Genomic DNA, 19,668 nt, shown 5'->3' with positions numbered 1-19,668 from the left:
TCATAGTACCGAGCGGGTAGGCAGCAGGCCGACAAGGGCTCGGGAAGGACTGAACGTTTAGTGGATCGGGGGAAGGGTGTCTGCTCGCCCAGGCCGCAATGACCGCTGCAAGCCTGCTACGGCAGATCCACAGGTGATGGCGCCGGTGCATACGGCCGTCCCGCCTGTGGAGCGCAGCGACTTGGCGGCGCGGCACCGGACCGAAGATCACCGCGAGCCGTCCCTCTGGGAAGTGCTGTTCTCGAAGGAGAACTTGCTCGCGGCGCTCAGGCGCGTCGAGACGAACCGGGGAGCCCCCGGCGTCGATGGGATGACCACGGAGCAATTGCGGCCGTGGATCGCCCAGAACTGGCCCAGGGTATGGGCTGAGCTCGACGTGGGAACATACAGGCCCGCTCCCGTGCGTCGGGTGACTATCCCTAAGCCGAATGGCGGGGAGCGGATGCTGGGTGTTCCGGGTGTGCTGGATCGGCTGATCCAGCAGGCTATTGCCCAGGTTCTGGTGCCCGTATTCGACCCCCATTTCTCGGGGTCGTCGTTCGGGTTCCGTCCGGGGCGCTCGGCTCACCAGGCCGTGAGGGCTGGCCGCCGAGCTGTTCAGGATGGAAACCGATGGGCTGTGGATCTGGATCTTGACAAGTTCTTCGACCGGGTGAACCACGATGCGCTCATGGCGCGGGTGGCCCGCCGGGTGAAGGACAAGAAGGTCCTGAAGCTGATTCGCCGATACCTGGAGGCCGGAATCATGGCCGAAGGGGTGGTCATTAGCTCCGGGGAAGGAACACCTCAGGGTTCGCCTCTTTCCCCGCTGCTTTCCAACATCATGTTGGATGACCTCGACCGTGAACTCTTCAAGCGTGGACACCGGTTCGTGCGGTACGCGGACGATGCAATGATCTTCGTCCGCTCCAAGCGAGCGGCGGAACGGACCCTCGCCTCGGTCACGGGCTTCATCGAGAAGACCCTGAAGCTGAAGGTGAACAAGGAGAAGTCCAAGGCGTGCCCCATCTGGTGGACGTCTCTCCTCGGGTTCGGCTACTACCTCACCAAGGGACAGGTGAAGATCCGGGTCGCTGGGAAGGCGGTCAAACGCCTGAAGAGCACGGTCCGGCGCTACACCTCCCGGACGTGGGGTGTGTCCATGGATCACAGGCTGGACAAGCTCAACCGGTTTACGACCGGGTGGGTGGCCTACTTCGGCCTCGCGGAGTCCGGAAGGGTCTTCCGCGAGATCGACGAATGGACGCGCCGCAGGTTGCGGCAGGCGCAGATGGTGCAGTGGAAGACGTACGAACGTAAACGCCACATGCTCCGGAAGCTGGGCTACGACCCAGAACGGACCGTCGATCGGGGAGAGGTCGTCATCTCGCGCAAGCGATACTGGCGCCAGTCCCGCTCGCACTCGGTCTCGATCGCCATGAACAGCACCTACTGGGCGAGCAGAGGCTACAGATCGTTCACCGACTCGTGGTCCCGCTCGCGTCATCACATCACCTCCTGAGATCAACTGGACGAACCGCCGGATGCGGGCCCGCATGTCCGGTGGTGTGGGGGGCGGGCCGGGAGAACCGGCCCGCCTACCCGATAGTCGTCCTCTGCGTGTCGCGCGGACCTGTTTCAGTGGGTTTCCGCGGCCGGAGTCGTCCACTCGTTCCGCATGCGGGGCTCCCGACGGCTGCCGCCGTGGGTTGGCACAGAGCTGACCGGTGTCGGTTCGCCCGGCACTTCCGCGCGAGGGCCGCCGGGCCCCGGGGCAGGGGACTTGCCCCCGGGCCGGGAAGCGGCGGGGGTGCCACGCCGCAGGCGTTACGCACCCCACCCCGCCTGCTCTCCCCCCACCCGCTCCGCGACGATCCGCTCCGCCCACCCCGAGGCCCGGTACGCCGCCATCGGGTCCGGGGCGATGCCCGACTCCTCCCGGACCTCGGCCAGCAGCGGCCGTACGTCGGTGTTGTACGCGTCCATCAGCACCGCGTTGGCGCCGAGTACGTCGCCCTCGCGCTGGGCCGTGGCGAGGGCGTCGCGGTCGACCAGGAGGGCCTTGGCCGTGGCCTCCTGGACGTTCATCACGGAGCGGATGATCGCCGGGATCTTGGGCTCGATGTTGTGGCACTGGTCGAGCATGAAGGCGACCCCCGAGGTCAGCCCGCCGCCCCGGACCACCTCGTACATGATCCGGAAGAGCTGGAAGGGGTCGGCGGCGCCGACCATGAGGTCGTCGTCCGCGTAGAAGCGGGAGTTGAAGTCGAAGGCGCCGAGCTTCCTCTCGCGCAGCAGGAGGGCGACGATGAACTCGATGTTGGTGCCGGGCGCGTGGTGGCCGGTGTCCACGCAGACCTGGGCCCTGGGGCCCAGCTTGAGGCAGTGGGCGTAGGCGGTGCCCCAGTCCGGGACGTCCGTGGTGTAGAAGGCGGGCTCGAAGAACTTGTACTCCAGCAGCATCCGCTGGTCCTCGCCGAGGCGCTCGTAGACCGCGCTCAGCGCCTCGGCGAGGCGGTCCTGGCGGGCCGCGATGTCGTCCTGGCCGGGGTAGTTGGTGCCGTCGGAGAACCAGAGCTTGAGGTCGCGGGAGCCCGTGGCGTCCATGATGTCGACGCACTCCAGGAGGTGGCCCAGCGCCTTGCGGCGGACCGCCGGGTCGGGGTGGGTGACCGAGCCCAGCTTGTAGTCGTCGTCCTGGAAGACGTTGGAGTTGATGGCGCCCAGCTTCAGGCCGCGTTCCCCCGCGTACTTGGCGAGCGCCCCGTAGTCCTCGACCCTGTCCCAGGGGATGTGCAGGGCGACCGTGGGGGCGACCCCGGTGGCGGCGTGCACCTGGGCGGCGTCGTCCAGCTTCTCCTGGGGGGTGCGCGGGACACCGGGCTGGGCGAAGACCTTGAAGCGGGTTCCGGAGTTGCCGTACGCCCATGACGGCGTCTCGACCGCCTGGCTCTTGAGGGCCGCCTTCACGGCTGGAACGTCAGACATGAATCTCCTTCATGAAACGATTCAAGAAACCTAGCCGCGCGGTCGGCCACGCGTCAAGAAGTGGTGGGTCCCCGACCCCACGGCGAACACCGCGCAGCCGTCCGCCATGCGCAGCGGGCGGGCGCCGCGAGCGGTGACGTCCGCCGCGCGGTGTGCCGGGACCCAGATCTGGGCCGTGGTGTTGACGGGGATGGACACCGTGAGGGTGAAGTCCTCGCCCTGCGACCAGCGGGTGGTGACCGGGCCGTATAGGGAGTCGTAGCGGCCCTCGGCGGAGCGCACCTCGCCACCGGGGCGGGGCCGGATGAGGATCTCGCGGAAGCCGGGGGCGGCGGGGGCGATCCCGGTGATGTTCTGGTACATCCACTCGCCGACCGAGCCGTAGGCGTAGTGGTTGAACGAGTTCATCCCGACGTCCTGGAAGCTCCCGTCCGGTTTGATCGAGTCCCAGCGCTCCCACATCGTGGTCGCGCCCCGGTCGATCTGGTAGCCCCAGGACGGGAACGTGCGCTGGTGGAGCAGGCGGTACGCGACGTCGGTGTGGCCGGTCTCGGTGAGGGTCGGGAGCAGCCGCGGGGTGCCGAGGAATCCGGTGGACAGATGCCAGTCGCGGTCCTTGACGAGGGCGACGAGGCGATCGGCCGCGGGTGTGCGGAGGCCGGCCGGGAGCAGGTCCATGGAGAGCGCCAGGACGTACGCGGTCTGGGTGTCGCCCTTGATCCGGCCGTCGGCGGAGACGTACGCGCGGTTGAAGGCCGCCTTGATACGGGTCAGGAGGTCTTCGTACGGGGCCGGGTCCTCGCCCAGGACGTGTGCGGTGCGGGCGACGAGGTCGGTGGCGTGGGCGAAGTACGCGGTGGCGATGACGTCCTTGGGGGTGTCCGCCTCGACGCTGAGCCAGTCGCCGTAGCCCTCGGCGGGCCGCAGCAGATCGGTGCTGTGCTGTTCCAGGTAGGTGATCCAGCGCCGCATGGCCGGCCAGTTCTCGCGCAGTACCCGGGTGTCGCCGTACGCCTGGTAGAGGTTCCAGGGCACGGTCACCCCGGCGTCGCCCCAGCCCGCCACGCCGTTGCCGACGTCGCCGAGGTGGGGCGCCACATCGGGGAAGGAGCCCTCGTCGGTCTGGCCGTCGCGCAGGTCCTGGAGCCACTTGGTGAGGAAGCGGGCGGACTCCATGGTGTACGCGGCGGTGCTGGAGAACACGTTGATGTCGCCGGTCCAGCCGAGCCGCTCGTCCCGCGCCGGGGTGTCGGTGGGGATGGAGAGGAAGTTGCCGCGCAGCCCCCAGGTGATGTTGGAGTGCAGCTGGTTGAGCATCGCCGAGTCGGTGTGGAAGGACAGGGTGAACGGGGCGGCGGTGTGCATCACCCGGCCGGTGATCGCGTCGGGGGAGGGCGTTCCGGGGTAGCCCGTGACCTCGACGTAGCGGAAGCCGTGGAAGGTGAAGCGCGGCTCGTAGGTCTCCCGGCCGCCGCCCTTGAGGGTGTAGGTGTCGACCGGGCGGGCGGTGCGCAGATTGGCCGTATAGGCGGTGCCGTCCGGGTTGAGTACCTCGGCGTGGCGGATCCGGATCTTATGGCCTGCCGGGCCGGAGACGGTGAGGCGGACGCTGCCGACCATGTTCTGGCCCAGGTCGAAGAGGTGGACACCGGGGGCGGGTTCGGTGACCTTGACGGGCTTGATCTCGCGTTCCACCCGGGTCGGGGCGTCGGTCTGGGCCACCACCTCGGCCGTGATGTCCGAGGCCGTGACGGCGGGCTGCCAGCCGGTGTCGTCGAAGCCCGGTGAGGTCCAGCCGGGGGTCTCCGCGCGGGCGTCGTACTCCTCGCCCATCAGCAGGTCGGCGGTGAGCAGCGGACCGGTGGCCGCGCGCCACTGCTGGTCGGTGGTGATGCGCTCGGTGCTGCCGTCGGTGTACGTGACCTCCAGCTGGGCGAGCAGGGCGGGGTGGTCGCCGTACTGGGTCTGGCCGAACCAGGCGATGTTCCCGGCGTACCAGCCGGGTGCGAGGGTCATGCCGAGGGCGTTCGTCCCCCGGCGGAGGGCGTCGGTGACGTCGTAGGTCTGGTACGCCACGCGCTTGCGGTAGTCGGTCCAGCCGGGGGCGAGCTGGTCGCGGCCGACGCGGACGCCGTTGAGGTGGGCTTCGTAGAGGCCCAGGGCCGTGGAGTGGAGCCGGGCGCGCGCCACGGGCTTGGTGAGCCGGAAGGTGCGGCGCAGCTGGGCGGGGGACTGGAGGGGAAGCACCTTGCCCCAGGGGCCGCCGCCCCAGGCCGCCAGCTTCTTGGCGGTGGTCCATCCGCTGTCGTCGTAGTCCGGGTCCGCCCAGGCGGCGGGGGGGTCGGTGTCGGTCGTGCGCCAGGTGGCGTCCGTGTGGTGGTGGGTGGTGCCGTCCTCGGTGGTGAGCTCCAGGGTGGCGAGCAGCCCCGCCGGGCCCTTCTCGGCGTTGGTGGCCGCGATGGCGAGGGTGGCGGCGCCCTCGTCGAGGAATTCGGTCACGTCGACGGTGGCCGGATGGCTCCACGCCTTGAGGGCGCCCACTGCCTCGCGGGCGGCGACCTCGGTGCCGTTCACATGGGCGGTGAAACCGTCGTCGGCCGCCACCACCAGCCGGGCGCGGCGGACGCTGCCCGGGGCGCGGACGGAGGCACGGAACCACCGGGTGGCCGCCGGGGCCTCGGTGGCCGGATCCCCCTCGGGGAACCAGATCCAGGAGGCGCCCTCCAGGGCCGGGGGCGCGGTCAGCGCGGCGGGCGCGGCGATCCAACGGGCCTGCCACTGACCGGAGTTCAGCAGCCCGGTCTCCCACCAGGCGGGGGCGGACCACGGGGAGGGGCGGCCGTGGCCGTCCCAGACCCGCACCGACCAGTGGTAGCGGGTGCGCGGGCGCGGGGCCGGGCCGTCGTAGGGGACCAGGACCGACTGGCGCGATGTCGTCTTGCCGCTGTCCCAGACGTCCGGCTCGCCGAGCCGGTCGGGGGAGGTGGCGACCCGGATGTGGTACGCGCTCTGGAACTGGTCGCGGGCGTCCGAGTCGAGGATCCAGCTCAGCCGGGGGCGGGCGGTGTCGAGGCCGAGCGGGTGGGACGCGTACTCCACCGTGGTGCTCCGGACCCACAGCCCCGCGCCGGGGCGGTCCTCGGCGGCGGCGGACGGGGTGAGGGCGGGCAGACCCGTGAGGGCCGTACCGGTGGCAGCGGTGGTGGCGAGCAGGTGGCGTCTGCTGATCACGAGCTTCCTCCAGGGCCGGGGACGGCTGGATGAAAACGATCGATGAAAACGATTCAACCCAAGGCGCCTGGACCGTAGGGCCGGGGCTCGGGGTGCGTCAAGAGGGCTCGAACGATGTACCTATATCCCGTGCACACCCCCTTGACGGCCGCATGGGGCACGGCTAGCTTCCCGGAATCCGGCATTGAAACATTTCATTTATTGCCCCTGCGTACGCGTCAGGAGACTCCGTGAGCCAGCCTGCTTCGACCGGTGTGCCGGTCCTCGCCCTCGAGGGGGTGAACAAATCCTTCGGCGCCGTACGGGCCCTCCGGGACGTCTCGCTCGAGCTCTTCGCCGGTGAGGCCCATGCCCTGGCCGGTGAGAACGGGGCTGGCAAGTCGACCCTCATCAAGATCCTCGCCGGGGTGCACCGGCCCGACTCCGGCCGGGTGCTGCTGGACGGCGAGCCGGTGGTCTTCCACGGCCCCGCCGACGCCCGTGACGTCGGCACCGCCGTCATCTACCAGGAGCCGACGCTCTTCCCCGATCTGTCCATCGCCGAGAACATCTTCATGGGCCGTCAGCCCCGCCGCGCCCTCGGTCGGATCGACCACAAGGCCGTACGGACCTCCACCGCGGCCCTGATGGCACGGCTCGGCGTCGAACTCGACCCGGACCGGCCCGCCAGGGGCCTGTCCATCGCCGACCAGCAGATCGTCGAGATCGCCAAGGCGCTCTCCTTCGACGCCCGGGTGCTGATCATGGACGAGCCGACGGCGGCGCTCACCGGGAGCGAGACCGCCCGGCTCTTCTCGGTCGTCGAAACGCTGCGTGCCGAGGGCGCCGCCGTGCTGTTCATCTCCCACCGCCTGGAGGAGATCTTCGAACTCTGCCAGCGGGTCACCACCCTGCGGGACGGCCGGTTGGTGGCCTCCGAGCCGCTGGCCGGGCTCACCCAGGACGTTCTGGTCCGCCGCATGGTGGGCCGGGACCTGGCCGAGCTGTACCCCAAGCAGGAGAGCCGGGTCGGCGAGACCGCGCTGGCGGTGCGCCGGCTGACCCGTGAGGGCGTCTTCCGGGACGTCTCCTTCGAGGTGCGGCGCGGTGAGATCGTCGCGCTCGCCGGGCTGGTCGGCGCCGGGCGTACCGAGGTCGCCCAGGCCGTCTTCGGCGTGGACCGGGCGGACGCGGGCGAGGTGCGGGTCGGCGGGGCGGTGCTGCGGCCCGGTTCGCCGACCGCCGCCATGGACGCCGGGCTCGCGCTCGTCCCCGAGGACCGGCGCCAGCGGGGGCTGGTGATGGAGATGTCCATCGAGCGGAACATCGGGCTGACCGGCCTGGACCGGCTGGGCCGCGCGGGGCTGGTGAAACGGGCGCTGGAGCGCGGCCGCGCGGCCGACTGGGCGGTCCGGCTCCAGCTGAAGTACGGCAGCCTCGCCGACCACGTCGGGGTGCTCTCCGGCGGCAATCAGCAGAAGGTCGTGCTCGCCAAGTGGCTGGCGACCGAGCCCACGGTGCTCATCGTCGACGAGCCCACGCGCGGAATCGACGTGGGCACCAAGGCCGAGGTGCACCGGCTGCTGTCGTCGCTGGCCGCCGACGGGCTCGCGGTGCTGATGATCTCCTCCGACCTGCCCGAGGTGCTGGGCATGGCCGACCGGGTCCTGGTGATGCACGAGGGCCGGCTGGTGGCCGAGATCCCGCGTGCCGAGGCCACCGAGGAGTCCGTGATGGCCGCCGCGACCGGGCTCGCGGATGGCGCCGGTGTCGCCGGTGTCGCCGGTGTCGCCGGTGTCGCCGGTGAGGCCGCCGCGGCCGAGCTTCCCCGCGACGCCGACGCGATCGGGCCCACCGGCGCCACCGCAGTGAGCGGGCGCACCGCCGCCACCGGGCCTACCGGTGCCACCGGGCCCACCGGCGCCGGCGCAGAAGGGACCCGCACGTGAGCGTGACCATCGAGAAACCCGATAAATCCGCCGCCGCGCCGGAGACGGCCCGCTCGGCGCGCTCGCTCGTCGACGCCGTCTTCCGCGCGCGGGAGATCAGCATCGCCGGGGCCCTCGTGCTGCTGGTGCTGTTCACCTGGATCGCCGAACCGCGCTTCCTCGACGACCAGGGCATCAAGGACCTGCTGCTCAACGCCGCCATCCTGGTGCTGCTCGCGGTCGGGCAGTCGGTCGTGGTCATCACCCGCAACATCGATCTGTCGGTCGGCTCCGTGGTGGGCCTGTCCGCCTTCGCCTGCGGGAAGTTCGTCTCCGGCACCGACCACGGGGCGCTGACGGTCCTGGCTCTCGGCCTCCTCGTCGGCGCGGGCTGCGGCATCGTCAGCGGTGCGCTGGTGAGCTTCGGACGGGTGCCCGCACTGGTGGTGACCCTCGGGATGCTCTACATCATCCAGGGCGTCGACTACTGGTGGGCGCAAGGCGAGCAGATCAACGCCGCCGATGTGCCGCAGTCAGTGCTGGACCTCGGCAGCGGCAGCGTGCTGGGCATCCCGTATCTCCCGCTGATCGCCTTCGTAGTGCTCGCCGGGACCGCGTACGTCCTGCGCACCTACCGCGGCGGCCGTGAGCTGTACGCCATCGGCTCCAGCCCGGAGGCCGCCCGGCTGGCCGGGGTGCCGATCCGGCGGCGGGTGCTGGCCGCGTATGTGTTCTCCGGCGCCGTCTCGGGCTTCGCGGGCGCGCTGTGGCTGGCCCGCTTCGGCACCGTCGTCGCCGACAACGCCCACGGCTGGGAACTCACCGTGGTCAGCGCGGTGGTGGTCGGAGGCGTCGCCATCGTCGGCGGCACCGGCACGGTGTGGGGCGCGGCGCTGGGCGCGCTGCTGCTCACCACGATCGGCAGCGCCCTGGCCGTGCTGAAGGTCGACTCCTTCTGGCAGGACGCCATCGCCGGTGCGCTGCTGCTGGCGGCCATCAGCGTGGACCGGATCGTACGGGTGCGCATGACCCGCGCGCTGACGAAGAGGAGCGCACGATGAAGCTCAGGTGGGACACCGCCGTCGGGGTGCTGCTGGTGGCCGTCTTCCTCACCGGCCTCGGCACCACGGACGGCTTCGCCGGCCGCGACAACCTCGCCTTCGCCTTCAACGACATCGCCGAAGTGGCGCTGATGGCGCTGCCGATGACACTGCTGGTGGTGGCCGGGCAGGTGGATCTGTCGGTGGCCTCGATGCTCGGCCTGTCCAGCGCGCTCACCGGCCAACTGTGGGACGCGGGCTGGGCGTTCGAGACCATCGTGCCGATCGTGCTGCTGGTCGGGGTGGTCGGTGGGCTGCTCAACGGCTGGCTGGTCACCCGGGTCGGGCTGCCGTCGCTCGCCGTCACCATCGGCACGCTCGCGCTCTACCGGGGGCTGGCGTCGGTGGTGCTCGGCTCCAACGCCATCACCGACTTCCCCGAGACGTACGCCAAGTGGGCCGTGGACACCACCACCGTGCCCGGCACCTTCCTCACCTATCCGGTGGCGCTGTTCATCGTGCTGGCCGCCATCGCCGCCGTGGTGCTGCACGCCACGGGCGTGGGCCGGTCGCTGTTCGCCATCGGTGCCCAGGAGGACGCCGCGTACTTCGCGGGCATCCGCGTCAAACGCGTCAAGCTGCTGTTGTTCGTGGTCAGCGGGCTGATCTCGGCCTTCGCCGGGGTCGTGTTCACCCTGCGGTACGGCAGCGCGCGGGCCGACAACGGGCAGGGCTTCGAAATGCTCGTCATCGCCTCCGTCCTGCTGGGCGGCGTCGACTTCGACGGCGGCAAGGGCACGCTGTTCGGCGCCGTCGCCGGGGTGCTGCTCATCGGCGTCCTGAAGAACCTGCTGACCCTCAATGACGTGGCCAACGAGGTCCAGGTGATCGTCACCGGGCTGCTGCTGGTGGCCTCCGTCCTCACCCCCCGTCTGATCACCACCGTGAGCGCCTGGCGTCACCGGCGCGCCGCCGCCTCGACCAGCTGATCCACCCACGCATCGCGAAAGGTCCTCTGATGATGAGCAGCTCTCCCGCGCGCCGCCGCGCCGCCGCCACCGCCGCCGCGGTCTGTGCCCTGGCCGTGGCCCTGGCCGGCTGCGGCGGCACCACCAAGAAGGACAACGACAACGGTGGCGCCGCCAAGAGCGACGCCAAAGCCGACCCCGGCGCCCCCCTGAAGAAGGGCCTCAAGCTGGCCTTCCTGCCCAAGCAGATCAACAACCCCTACGAGAAGCTCATCGACGAGGCGGGGATCACGGCCGCCGGGGAGTTCGGCGGCAAGGGCAAGGAGGTCGGCCCGTCCGACGCCAGCGCCTCCTCCCAGGTGTCGTACATCAACACCCTGGTCCAGCAGCGCCAGGACGCCATCCTGATCGCGGCCAACGACCCCAACGCGGTGTGCGGCCCGCTCAAGCAGGCCATGAAGAAGGACATCAAGGTGGTGGCGTACGACTCCGACACCGCCCCGGCCTGCCGCCAGCTCTTCATCAACCAGGCCAGCTCCGAGGAGATCGGCCGCAGCCAGGTCCAGCACCTCGCCAGGCAACTCGGCTACAAGGGCCAGATCGCGATCCTCTCCGCCACCCAGAACGCCACCAACCAGAACACCTGGATCCGCTTCATGAAGGACGAGCTGAGCAAGCCCGCCTACAAGAACATGAAGCTGGTCAAGACGGTGTACGGGGACGACGACGACCAGAAGTCCTTCCAGGAGACCCAGGGCCTGCTCAAGGCGTACCCCGAGCTCAAGGGCATCATCGCGCCCACCACGGTGGGCATCGCCGCGGCCGCCCGCTACATCAGCGGCTCCTCATACGAGGGCAAGGTGGTGCTGAACGGCCTCGGCACGCCCAACCAGATGCGCAAGTACGTCAAGGACGGCACCGTCGAGCAGTTCGCGCTCTGGGACCCCAAGAAGCTCGGCTACCTCGGTTCGTACGCCGCGGCCGCGCTCGCCTCCGGGCAGATCACCGGGGCCGAGGGGGAGAAGTTCAAGGCTGGGAAGCTGGGCGAGTACACGGTCGGCAAGAACGGCGAGGTCATCCTCGGCCCGCCCACCGTCTTCGAGAAGTCCAACATCGACAAGTACCACTTCTGAGGCGGTCGGCCATGCGGCGGGTGTGTTTTCTGCTGAAGGTCCGCCAGGACCGGATCGAGGAGTACCGCGAGCGGCACGCGGCCGTGTGGCCCGAGATGCGGGCGGCGCTCTCGGAGACCGGCTGGCACAACTACTCGCTCTTCCTGCGCGAGGACGGGCTGCTCGTCGGCTATCTGGAGACCGAGGACTTCGAGGCGGCCCAGGCCGCGATGGCCGCCACCGAGGTCAACGCCCGCTGGCAGGCCGGGATGGCGCCGTTCTTCGAGGCACTCGACGGCGCGAAACCGGATGAGGCGATGAGGCCGCTGACGGAGGTCTTCCACCTCGCGTAAACGCTCCGCGGAGGTTGCCACGATCCGTCGTCAGCCATCTGCGGCGCCGTCGTGGCTGGTCGCGCAGTTCCCCGCGCCCCTGCGGGGCGCTCGACCTCCGGCCTCGTCCCGGGGTCCAGGGGCGGAGCCCATCCACGCGGCGGAGCCGCATATCGATGCTGTGGGAAGGGGCGGGGTGGGGAAAGACGCCCGCCCCCCACAAGCGCACCAGGAAAGGAACGGACATGAGACCACTCGCCAGCGCCCTCCTGGCCACCGCCCTGCTCGGCGCCGCGACCCCGGGCGCGGACGCGACCCCGGGTTCCGTCGCCGCTCCCGCCCCGGCCGTCAGCAAGCTCGCCGACACCCAGCTCGACGCGAAGGCCGTCTACTTCGTGTCGTACGACGGCCTGGTCAACAACAACGCCTTCCAGAAGAACGGCCTGCTCACCTACAAGGGCTATCAGTACGCCGTCTGGTACACCGCCGACCGCAGCGCGGTCATCGGACGCCGCGCCCTCACCCAGCAGAGCTGGCAGACCGTCACCCTGCCGCACCGGCTCACCGCCGACGACTCCCACAACGTCATCTCCATGGGGATCTCGCGGACCGACGGCCGGCTGCACCTGAACATGGACTCCCACAGCAGCGGCTTCTTCTACGTGAAGTCGGTGGCCGGGCTGGTGGACGACCCCGCCGGACATCCCTGGACCAGCGGCCAGTTCGGCGCCGTCCGGACCACCCTCGACGGCCTCGCCCTCACCTCCCAGTTCACCTACCCGCAGTTCATCGCCACCCCCGAGGGCAGGCTCCAGCTCAGCTACCGCGTCGGCGTCTCCGGCAACGGCCGCAACGCGCTCGCCGAGTACGACGGCACCAAGTGGCGGGCCCTCGGCGAGTGGTCCTCCGCCACCGGCACCTACAGCAGCGAGCACGGCTCCAGCACCGCCCGCAACATGTATCTGCACGGCATCGACTACGGGCCCGACGGGCGGCTGCACGCCTTCTACACCTGGCGCGAGCAGAGCAACGCGGTGATGTGCGCGAGCGGCGGTCTCACCAACCACGACACCGGCTATGTCTACAGCTCCGACCGGGGCCGCACCTGGCGCACCGCGGCGGGCGCCGTCGTCGGTACCACCGGTGGCCCGGACACGGTGGCGGTCGGCGACGCCGGAACCGTCGTCGACCCCCTGAACCCCGACCACTCGCTGATGAACCAGGAGAGCCAGGCCACCGACTCCACCGGCGCGCCCCACGCCCTGATCAGCTATGTCCCCGGCCGCTTCGGGCAGTGCACCACCGACTACGTGGCCGACCGGACGAAGAACGGCCGCACCTTCCACGTCTTCAGGGACACGGCGGGCACCTGGAAGAAGACCGAGATCCCGGTGGCCCCCGGCTCCACCCAGCGCAGCCACCTGGTCTTCGACGCTCACGACAACGCCTACGCCGTGATGCCGTACGGCCGGATCGTGGCCGCGTCCAAGTCCTCCGGCTGGACGGACTGGAAGACCCTCTACGACGGCAGCGGGCTGAACGCCTTCGGCGAGGTCGTCGTGGACGACACCCGGCTCGCCCAGGACGGCGTCCTGTCGTTCATGTACCAGCGGAAGTCCAGCGGCACCACACCCTCCGCCCTCCGCGTCGTCGACTTCGCCCTCCCCTCCTGACGATGGCACCAGGCGTGGGCATCAAGGAGGTGGCGCGCGAGGCCGGGGTCTCGGTCGGCACGGTCTCCAACGTCATCAACCGCCCGGACTCGGTGTCCGAGGAGACCCGGGCCCGGGTGCTGTCCACCATCGAGCGCCTTGGCTACGTACGCCAGGAGTCCGCACGCCAGTTGCGGGCCGGCCACAGCCGCATCATCGCGCTGCTGGTGCTGGACATGGCGAACCCGTTCTTCGTGGACGTCGCACGGGGCGCGGAGCGCGCGGCGCGGGAGGCGGGTCTTGGGGTGATGGTGTGCAACAGCGCGCAGAGCCCCGAGGAGGAGGCCGACTACCTCGGGCTCTTCGCCGAGCAGCGGGTGCGCGGAGTGCTGATGACCCCGGCCGATATGACCGGGCGCAACCTCGCCTCCTTCCGGCGGCAGCCCATCCCCTTCGTCCTCGTGGACCGGGTGCTGCCCAGCGCCGAGGGGTGTTCGGTGTCGGTCGACGACGTCACCGGCGGCGAGCTCGCCGCCCGCCACCTGCTGGGCCTCGGCCACCCCAGCCTCGCCTATGTGAGCGGGCCGATGCGGCTGGCCCAGTGCCGCGACCGCCGCGAGGGCGCGCTGCGCGCCCTGCGCGAGCGGGGGCTCGGCGAGTCCGCGCTGCGCCATGTCGAGGTGGACCGACTGGATGTGACCTGCGGTCGGGACGCGGGGGCCCGGCTGCTGGGCATGTCCCCGCGGCCGACGGCGGTGTTCTGCGCCAACGACCTGCTGGCGCTGGGGGTGCTTCAGTCGCTGTACGGGGCCGGGGTGTCGGTGCCGGGGGAGGTGGCGCTGGTGGGGTATGACGACATCGAGTTCGCGGCGGCGGCCGCGGTGCCGTTGACGTCGGTGCGCCAGCCGGCGTTCCGGATGGGGCGTACGGCGGCCGAGCTGCTGATCGAGGAGACGGGGGAGCGGGCCGGGGACCACCGCCACCAGCGGATCGTCCTCCAGCCCGAGCTGGTCGTCCGCGGATCGAGCCTGGTGCGCTCCCGGGGCTGAGCGGATGCCCGGGGTCCGCGGCGGCCCGGTCCTGCCCGACCGGTCGAACAGCGCATTACCATGTTCCCGCGACCGCGGTGGGTCGCGGGAAGGCGGAGGCCCGGGTCGTGGGACGCATGGTGGGGATCAAGGACGTCGCGCGGCAGGCGGGAGTGTCGGTCGGCACCGTCTCGAACGTGATCAACCGGCCCGAGATGGTCGCCGAGGCCACGCGCGACCGGGTGCAGGCCGTGATCGAGCGCCTGGGCTACGTACGCCAGGAGTCCGCGCGCCAGCTGCGCGCCGGGCGCAGCCGCATCATCTCGCTGCTGGTGCTGGACATGGCGAACCCGTTCTTCGTGGACGTGGCGAGCGGTGCGGAGCGCGCGGCGCGGGAGGCGGGTCTTGGGGTGATGGTGTGCAACAGCGCGCAGAGCCCCGAGGAGGAGGCCGACTACCTCGGGCTCTTCGCCGAGCACCGGGTGCGCGGAGTGCTCGTCACCCCGGCCGATGTCACCGGCGCCAACCTGGAGGGGTTCCGGCGCCATGACATCCCGTTCGTCTTCGTGGACCGCGAGGTGCCCAGCGCCGACGGCTGCTCGGTGTCGGTCGACGACATCGAGGGCGGCGCGCTGGCCGGGCGCCATCTCATCGCCCAGGGCCACCGCTCCGCGGTCTACGTCAGCGGCCCGATGCTGCTCCCGCAGTGCCAGGACCGGCGCACCGGACTGCGGGGCGCGTTCGCGGAGGAGGGGCTGCCGGAGGAGGCGATGGTGCACATCGAGGCCGAGCGGCTGGACGTGGCCTCGGGCCGCGACGCGGGCGCCCGGCTGCTGGGGATCTCACCCCGGCCGACGGCGGTGTTCTGCGCCAACGACCTGCTGGCGCTGGGGGTGCTGCAAGCCCTCTTCGCGGCCGGGGTGTCGGTGCCGGGGGAGGTGGCGCTGGTGGGCTACGACGACATCGAGTTCGCGGCGGCGGCCGCGGTGCCGCTGACGTCGGTGCGCCAGCCCGCGTTCCGGATGGGGCGTACGGCGGCCGAGTTGCTGATCGAGGAGACCGGCGACGAGGCCGCCACCCACCAGCACCGGCGGATCGTGCTGCAGCCGGAGCTGGTGGTGCGGGACTCGACGTTCGCGTCCAGACCGGGCGCCTGACCGGGGGTTCGCCGATCCGGGCGGCCCGGGTGAAGGCGTCGGCCGGTTACGTGGCCACGGTCAGGCCGGGGGCTTGACCGCGACGACGGGGACGGGGCTCTCCAGCAGCAGCCGCTGGCTCACACTGCCCAGCAGCGCCTTGCCCACCGGCGATCGCCGGCGGAGGCCGATGACCAGCCGGTCGACGCCGGGCCGGGCCTCGATCTCGTCCAGTACGGCGTCGACCGGGTCGCGGTCACCGGGACCGCTGCGCTCGACGACCGTGGTCCGCAGGTCCTCGGGCACCCCGGAGCGGTCCAGCGCCGACAGACGCAGATTGACCAGCACCAGATCGGTGCCGAGCAGCCGGGCCTCGGCGATTCCCGCGGTCAGCGCGTGGTCTCCCTCGCGGCCCTCGGCGATGGCGGTGATGACGGTCATGGTGGGTGGGCCCTTCTCTCGGGGCAGGGCGGGTCAGGAGTAGCGGGCGCGGAAGTCGTCTTCCAGCTCTTCCAGCGAGTGGCCCTTGGTCTCGGGAACACAGGTCGCGATGAAGACGATGGCCAGCACACCGAAGGCGGCGAAGGCGAAGAAGGTGTTCGAGATTCCCATGGCCTTCACGACGGGCGGGAAGCCGAGGGCGACCAGGGCGTTCGCGAACCACAGCACGAAGATGCTGATACCGATGGCCAGGCTGCGGATCTTCAGTGGGAACATCTCGGAGAGGATCAGCCAGACCAGCGGGCCGATGGTGGCCTGCATGGAGAAGACGAAGAGCACGACGAACACGAGGATGAACCACGCCTTCGCGGTGCCCTCGGGCATCAGCAGCGCGGAGAGCCCGACGAGCAGGTGGAACGTGGTGGTCAGGGCGAACCCGCCGAGCAGCATGGTGCGGCGCTTGATCTTGTTGATGACCGACACCCCCACCGCGATGCCGATGACGCTGAAGGCGCCGTTGAGGGTGTTCGCGATGATGGCGGAGTCGCCCGAGAACCCGGCGTCGCCGAGCAGCTGCGTACCGTAGTACATCACGGAGTTGATGCCGGTGAACTGCTGGCAGATGCCGAGGCCGGCCCCGATCACGATGAGCAGGCGCACCCATCGCACCCCGAGGTCCACCCGGCCCGCGGTCTTGGCGACCCGCTCCTCCTCGGCCAGCCGGTGGACCTCGGCCATCTCCGCCTGGGCCCGTTCGGGGGTGCGGACCTGGGACAGCACCGCGAGCGCCTCCTCGTCACGGCCCTGGGAGACCAGCCAGCGCGGGCTCTCCGGCAGCCGCAGCATGCCGAGGAACAGCCCGATCGCCGGAAGGAGGGCAACCAGGAGCATGAGCCGCCAGATGCCGTCCGTCTCGCCCCAGAGGTTGAAGATGACCGCGTTGATGACGAACGCGGCGAACTGGCCGGTCACGATCATCACCTCGTTGCGGGTGACGATGGAGCCGCGGCGTTCGACCGGGGCGATCTCGGCCAGATACACCGGAACCGTCGCCGAGGCGCCGCCCACGGCGAGGCCGAGGATGAAGCGGAAGAGGGCGAGCACCTGCCAGCTCGGCGACAGTACGCAGCCCAGGGTGCCGAGCATGAACACCAGGGACAGCAGCAGGATGTTGTGGCGGCGGCCGTGCCGGTCGGACAGCATTCCACCGATCATGGCGCCGAAGGCGGCGCCGAAGATGAGGTTGCTGACGACGATTCCCTCGGTGAACGCGGTCAGCCCGAGGTCCTCGGTGAGTGGATCGAGGGCGCCGTTGACGACGCCGGTGTCATAGCCGAACAGCAGCCCGCCGAAGGTCACGATGACGGCGACCAGGCCGAGCCGTCGGGTGTGGGGACCTTTGGTGTCCACGGGCAGTTCGGGGTCTTGATGTGTGATGCCCGAGTCCTCTGAGTTGAGTCGGGTGTTCATCGTCGTGTCTCCTCGTGGAGGCAGCGGAGGTCGTGGTGGCGCCCCGACAGGTCCGGTTGTTTCCCGATGCCGGGTGAGTGGCCGCCCAGCCAGCCACGATCGTGCGGCTGCGGAGAGCCTTTGTCTTTTTGTCAGTACAACTAGTACGTACAAGTGCCACGTACTATGAGGGCGGTGTGTGACGCATGTCAAGACATGAAGCGCGAGGAGGCAGGGATGGGGGATCCAGGGAGCACCGGCCCCTCGGCCGGGCGGGGAACCCCGGTGGGGCGTCCCAAGCGCCCCACCATGTCCGATATTGCCGCACGCGTCGGTGTCTCGCAGGCCCTGGTGTCACTGGTGTTCCGCAACCAGCCCGGTGCGAGCCCCGATACGCGCCGACGCGTGTTCCAGGCGGCCGAGGAACTGGGCTATCGTCCCGACACCGCCGCCCAGCTTCTGCGCCGTACGCGCAGTCGGCAGTTGGGCGTGCTGTTCACCATGCGTCAGCCGCACGACGTGGGCATCGTCGAGGCCCTGTACCCCGCCGCCCGGAAGCACGGCTACACCCTCGTGCTCAACGCCATGGTCGACACCCGCGACGAGCGTCAGGCGATGGACGAACTGCTCGGACTGCGCTGTGAAGCCATCATCACCATCGGCACGACGTTCGAGCGGCACCACCTGGCCACGGACGTCGGCCGCCCCTCCATCGTGGAGATCAACCCGCTGACGCGAGCCGCCGGTACGGACGTCGTCCGGACCGCCGAGCGGAACGGGATGCGCCAAGCCGTCGACCACCTCGTCGCACAAGGACACCGCGCCATCGCGCACATAGACGGCGGTGGCATGCCCGGCGCCGAGGAGAGACGACGCGGATACCGCGCCGCCATGCGCCACCACGGGCTCGCCGATCACATCCGGGTCCACCCCGGCGACTACACCGAGGAATCCGGCGCCCGGGTGGCCCGGGACCTGCTCGCGCGGCCCGAGTTGCCCACGGCCGTCATCGCCGGGAACGACCGCTGTGCGCACGGTCTGCTCGGCACGCTCCTGCGCGCGGGCGTCAGCGTCCCCGATGACGTGTCCGTCGTGGGCTACGACGACAGCCAGCTCGCCCGGCTGTCCTTCATCGACCTCACCTCCGTGCGCCAGGACGCCGCCGAGGCGGCCGAAGTCGCCGTCCGGGCGGCCGCCGAGCGGCTCGACGAGGGGCGCACCGCCGACCGGGACATCGTCCTCGACCCCACCCTCGTGGTCCGGGGGAGCACCGGCCCGGCCCGCACCCGGTCAACGCCCGACGGCGGCCTTCTCCGGTGACCACTGACTGTCGTCAGGGGCTCCCAGCAGCGCCTGGATCTCGTGTACGGCCGCACGGCCCGCCCGGTTGGCGCCGACCGTACTGGCCGACGGCCCGTAGCCGACCAGATGCACCCGCGGATCACGGACCGCCCGGGTCCCCTCGACGGCGATCCCGCCACCCCGCTCACGCAGCCGCAGCGGGGCGAGATGGTCGATCGCGGCGCGGAAACCGGTGGCCCAGAGGATCGTGTCCGCCTCGACATGACGCCCATCCGCCCAGGCCACCCCGTCCGGGGTGATCCGCTCGAACATCGGCAGCCGGTCCAGGATGCCCTTCTCCCGGGCCCGCAGCATCGGCTCGGTCAGGGGCAGCCCGGTCACGGACACCACGCTCTGCGGTGGCAGTCCCCGCCGCACCCGCTCCTCGACCAGCGCCACCGCCGCCCGCCCCCGCACCTCGCCGAACGGCCCCTCGCGGAACACCGGCGGGCGCCGGGTCACCCAGGTGGTCTCCGCCGCCACCTCCGCGATCTCCAGCAGATGCTGCACCCCGGAGGCCCCGCCCCCGACGACGATCACCCGCTGCCCGGCGAACGCCTCCGGCCCCGGGTACTGCGCGGTGTGCAGCTGCCGCCCCCGGAAGGTCTCCTGTCCGGGGTAGCGGGGCCAGAACGGCCGGTCCCAGGTCCCGGTCGCGTTGATCAGCGCCCGCGCGGCCCAGGTCCCGGCCGAGGTCTCGACCAGCAGCCGGCCGTCGTCCCCGTCCCGTACGGCGTCGACGTGCACGGGCCGGACCACCCGCAGGTCGAAGGCGCGCTCGTAGCGTGCGAAGTACGCGGGGATCACCTCGGACGAGGGCCGCTCGGGATCCGCGTCGTCGCTGGTCAGCCGCATGCCGGGCAGGTCGTACATCCCGTGCACCTTGCCGTACGTCAGCGACGGCCACCGGAACTGCCACGCCCCGCCGGGCGCGGGCGCGTGGTCGAGCACCACGAAGCCGGTACCGGGCTCGTACCCGGCCCGGCTCAGGTGATGGGCCCCGGACAACCCCGCCTGCCCGGCACCGATGACCACGACGTCCACGCTGTTGTTCATGGTTCTAC

General features: G+C 70.7%; 15 protein-coding genes. 10 read left to right on the top strand and 5 right to left on the bottom strand.

The features are described from left to right. Positions 1-136 precede the first annotated feature (136 nt). Positions 137-1,501, top strand: coding sequence for a group II intron reverse transcriptase/maturase (gene ltrA, locus LIV37_RS09420; RefSeq protein WP_121825657.1), 1,365 nt, complete (start codon positions 137-139; stop codon positions 1,499-1,501). Positions 1,502-1,806: 305 nt separating this feature from the next. Here the strand turns inward: ltrA and rhaI are convergent, their stop codons facing one another. Together rhaI and LIV37_RS09410 are read right to left on the bottom strand one after the other, a co-directional pair. Beyond that, positions 1,807-2,967: an L-rhamnose isomerase gene (gene rhaI, locus LIV37_RS09415; protein ID WP_121825658.1), complete on the bottom strand. Its 1,161-nt coding sequence runs from the start codon at positions 2,965-2,967 to the stop codon at positions 1,807-1,809. 30 nt (positions 2,968-2,997) lie between these two features. Next, the gene (locus LIV37_RS09410) at positions 2,998-6,198 is read right to left on the bottom strand and encodes an alpha-L-rhamnosidase (protein ID WP_020866878.1); all 3,201 of its coding nucleotides are present in this window, start codon (positions 6,196-6,198) and stop codon (positions 2,998-3,000) included. Positions 6,199-6,428: 230 nt separating this feature from the next. Here LIV37_RS09410 and LIV37_RS09405 point away from each other — a divergent pair, with 230 nt between their 5' ends. The 8 genes from LIV37_RS09405 to LIV37_RS09370 all read left to right on the top strand — a co-directional run bounded on the left by LIV37_RS09405 (position 6,429) and on the right by LIV37_RS09370 (position 15,394). Then, a complete protein-coding gene (locus tag LIV37_RS09405; protein ID WP_243146372.1) occupies positions 6,429-8,126 on the top strand; it encodes a sugar ABC transporter ATP-binding protein in 1,698 nt (565 codons plus the stop codon). Further along, positions 8,123-9,166, top strand: coding sequence for an ABC transporter permease (locus tag LIV37_RS09400; protein ID WP_020866876.1), 1,044 nt, complete (start codon positions 8,123-8,125; stop codon positions 9,164-9,166). Before LIV37_RS09405 ends, LIV37_RS09400 begins: the two co-directional genes overlap by 4 nt. Then, complete coding sequence (locus tag LIV37_RS09395) at positions 9,163-10,134, top strand: ABC transporter permease (RefSeq protein WP_020866875.1); 972 nt, start codon at positions 9,163-9,165, stop codon at positions 10,132-10,134. The genes LIV37_RS09400 and LIV37_RS09395 overlap by 4 nt, the downstream gene beginning before the upstream one ends. A gap of 32 nt (positions 10,135-10,166) precedes the next feature. Next, positions 10,167-11,246 (top strand): rhamnose ABC transporter substrate-binding protein, encoded by a 1,080-nt coding sequence (gene rhaS, locus LIV37_RS09390; protein WP_373920600.1) that lies wholly within the window; start codon positions 10,167-10,169, stop codon positions 11,244-11,246. Positions 11,247-11,257: 11 nt separating this feature from the next. Then, the gene (locus LIV37_RS09385; protein ID WP_020866873.1) at positions 11,258-11,578 is read left to right on the top strand and encodes an L-rhamnose mutarotase; all 321 of its coding nucleotides are present in this window, start codon (positions 11,258-11,260) and stop codon (positions 11,576-11,578) included. 224 nt (positions 11,579-11,802) lie between these two features. Next, positions 11,803-13,230 (top strand): BNR repeat-containing protein, encoded by a 1,428-nt coding sequence (locus LIV37_RS09380; protein WP_020866872.1) that lies wholly within the window; start codon positions 11,803-11,805, stop codon positions 13,228-13,230. Between the two features lie 2 nt (positions 13,231-13,232). Beyond that, on the top strand, positions 13,233-14,258 hold the full coding sequence (locus LIV37_RS09375; protein WP_121825659.1) for a LacI family DNA-binding transcriptional regulator: 1,026 nt from the start codon (positions 13,233-13,235) through the stop codon (positions 14,256-14,258). A gap of 116 nt (positions 14,259-14,374) precedes the next feature. Beyond that, entirely contained in the window at positions 14,375-15,394 is a 1,020-nt protein-coding gene (locus LIV37_RS09370; protein WP_020866870.1) for a LacI family DNA-binding transcriptional regulator, read from the top strand. Positions 15,395-15,454: 60 nt separating this feature from the next. Here LIV37_RS09370 and LIV37_RS09365 read toward each other — a convergent pair whose 3' ends face one another. Next, positions 15,455-15,814 (bottom strand): universal stress protein, encoded by a 360-nt coding sequence (locus LIV37_RS09365; protein WP_020866869.1) that lies wholly within the window; start codon positions 15,812-15,814, stop codon positions 15,455-15,457. A gap of 33 nt (positions 15,815-15,847) precedes the next feature. After that, positions 15,848-17,284 (bottom strand): sugar porter family MFS transporter, encoded by a 1,437-nt coding sequence (locus LIV37_RS09360; protein WP_020866868.1) that lies wholly within the window; start codon positions 17,282-17,284, stop codon positions 15,848-15,850. A 288-nt stretch (positions 17,285-17,572) separates the two neighbouring features. Here LIV37_RS09360 and LIV37_RS09355 point away from each other — a divergent pair, with 288 nt between their 5' ends. Then, on the top strand, positions 17,573-18,583 hold the full coding sequence (locus LIV37_RS09355) for a LacI family DNA-binding transcriptional regulator (protein WP_020866867.1): 1,011 nt from the start codon (positions 17,573-17,575) through the stop codon (positions 18,581-18,583). Here LIV37_RS09355 and LIV37_RS09350 read toward each other — a convergent pair. Then, positions 18,554-19,660 (bottom strand): NAD(P)-binding domain-containing protein, encoded by a 1,107-nt coding sequence (locus LIV37_RS09350; protein ID WP_020866866.1) that lies wholly within the window; start codon positions 19,658-19,660, stop codon positions 18,554-18,556. The genes LIV37_RS09355 and LIV37_RS09350 overlap by 30 nt on opposite strands. Positions 19,661-19,668 lie beyond the last annotated feature (8 nt).

The organism is Streptomyces rapamycinicus NRRL 5491 (assembly GCF_024298965.1).
GTDB classification, from domain to species: domain Bacteria; phylum Actinomycetota; class Actinomycetes; order Streptomycetales; family Streptomycetaceae; genus Streptomyces; species Streptomyces rapamycinicus.
This window is presented reverse-complemented; position numbering and strand designations above follow the sequence as displayed.

Bases quoted from the DNA above. Each gene is read 5' to 3' on its own strand.
- ltrA (WP_121825657.1), top strand. From the start codon at position 137: ATGGCGCCGGTGCATACGGCCGTCCCGCCTGTGGAGCGCAGCGACTTG.
- rhaI (WP_121825658.1), bottom strand. From the start codon at position 2,967: ATGTCTGACGTTCCAGCCGTGAAGGCGGCCCTCAAGAGCCAGGCGGTC.
- LIV37_RS09395 (WP_020866875.1), top strand. From the start codon at position 9,163: ATGAAGCTCAGGTGGGACACCGCCGTCGGGGTGCTGCTGGTGGCCGTC.
- rhaS (WP_373920600.1), top strand. From the start codon at position 10,167: ATGAGCAGCTCTCCCGCGCGCCGCCGCGCCGCCGCCACCGCCGCCGCG.
- LIV37_RS09385 (WP_020866873.1), top strand. From the start codon at position 11,258: ATGCGGCGGGTGTGTTTTCTGCTGAAGGTCCGCCAGGACCGGATCGAG.
- LIV37_RS09380 (WP_020866872.1), top strand. From the start codon at position 11,803: ATGAGACCACTCGCCAGCGCCCTCCTGGCCACCGCCCTGCTCGGCGCC.
- LIV37_RS09375 (WP_121825659.1), top strand. From the start codon at position 13,233: ATGGCACCAGGCGTGGGCATCAAGGAGGTGGCGCGCGAGGCCGGGGTC.
- LIV37_RS09370 (WP_020866870.1), top strand. From the start codon at position 14,375: ATGGTGGGGATCAAGGACGTCGCGCGGCAGGCGGGAGTGTCGGTCGGC.
- LIV37_RS09365 (WP_020866869.1), bottom strand. From the start codon at position 15,814: ATGACCGTCATCACCGCCATCGCCGAGGGCCGCGAGGGAGACCACGCG.
- LIV37_RS09360 (WP_020866868.1), bottom strand. From the start codon at position 17,284: ATGAACACCCGACTCAACTCAGAGGACTCGGGCATCACACATCAAGAC.
- LIV37_RS09355 (WP_020866867.1), top strand. From the start codon at position 17,573: ATGTCCGATATTGCCGCACGCGTCGGTGTCTCGCAGGCCCTGGTGTCA.
- LIV37_RS09350 (WP_020866866.1), bottom strand. From the start codon at position 19,660: ATGAACAACAGCGTGGACGTCGTGGTCATCGGTGCCGGGCAGGCGGGG.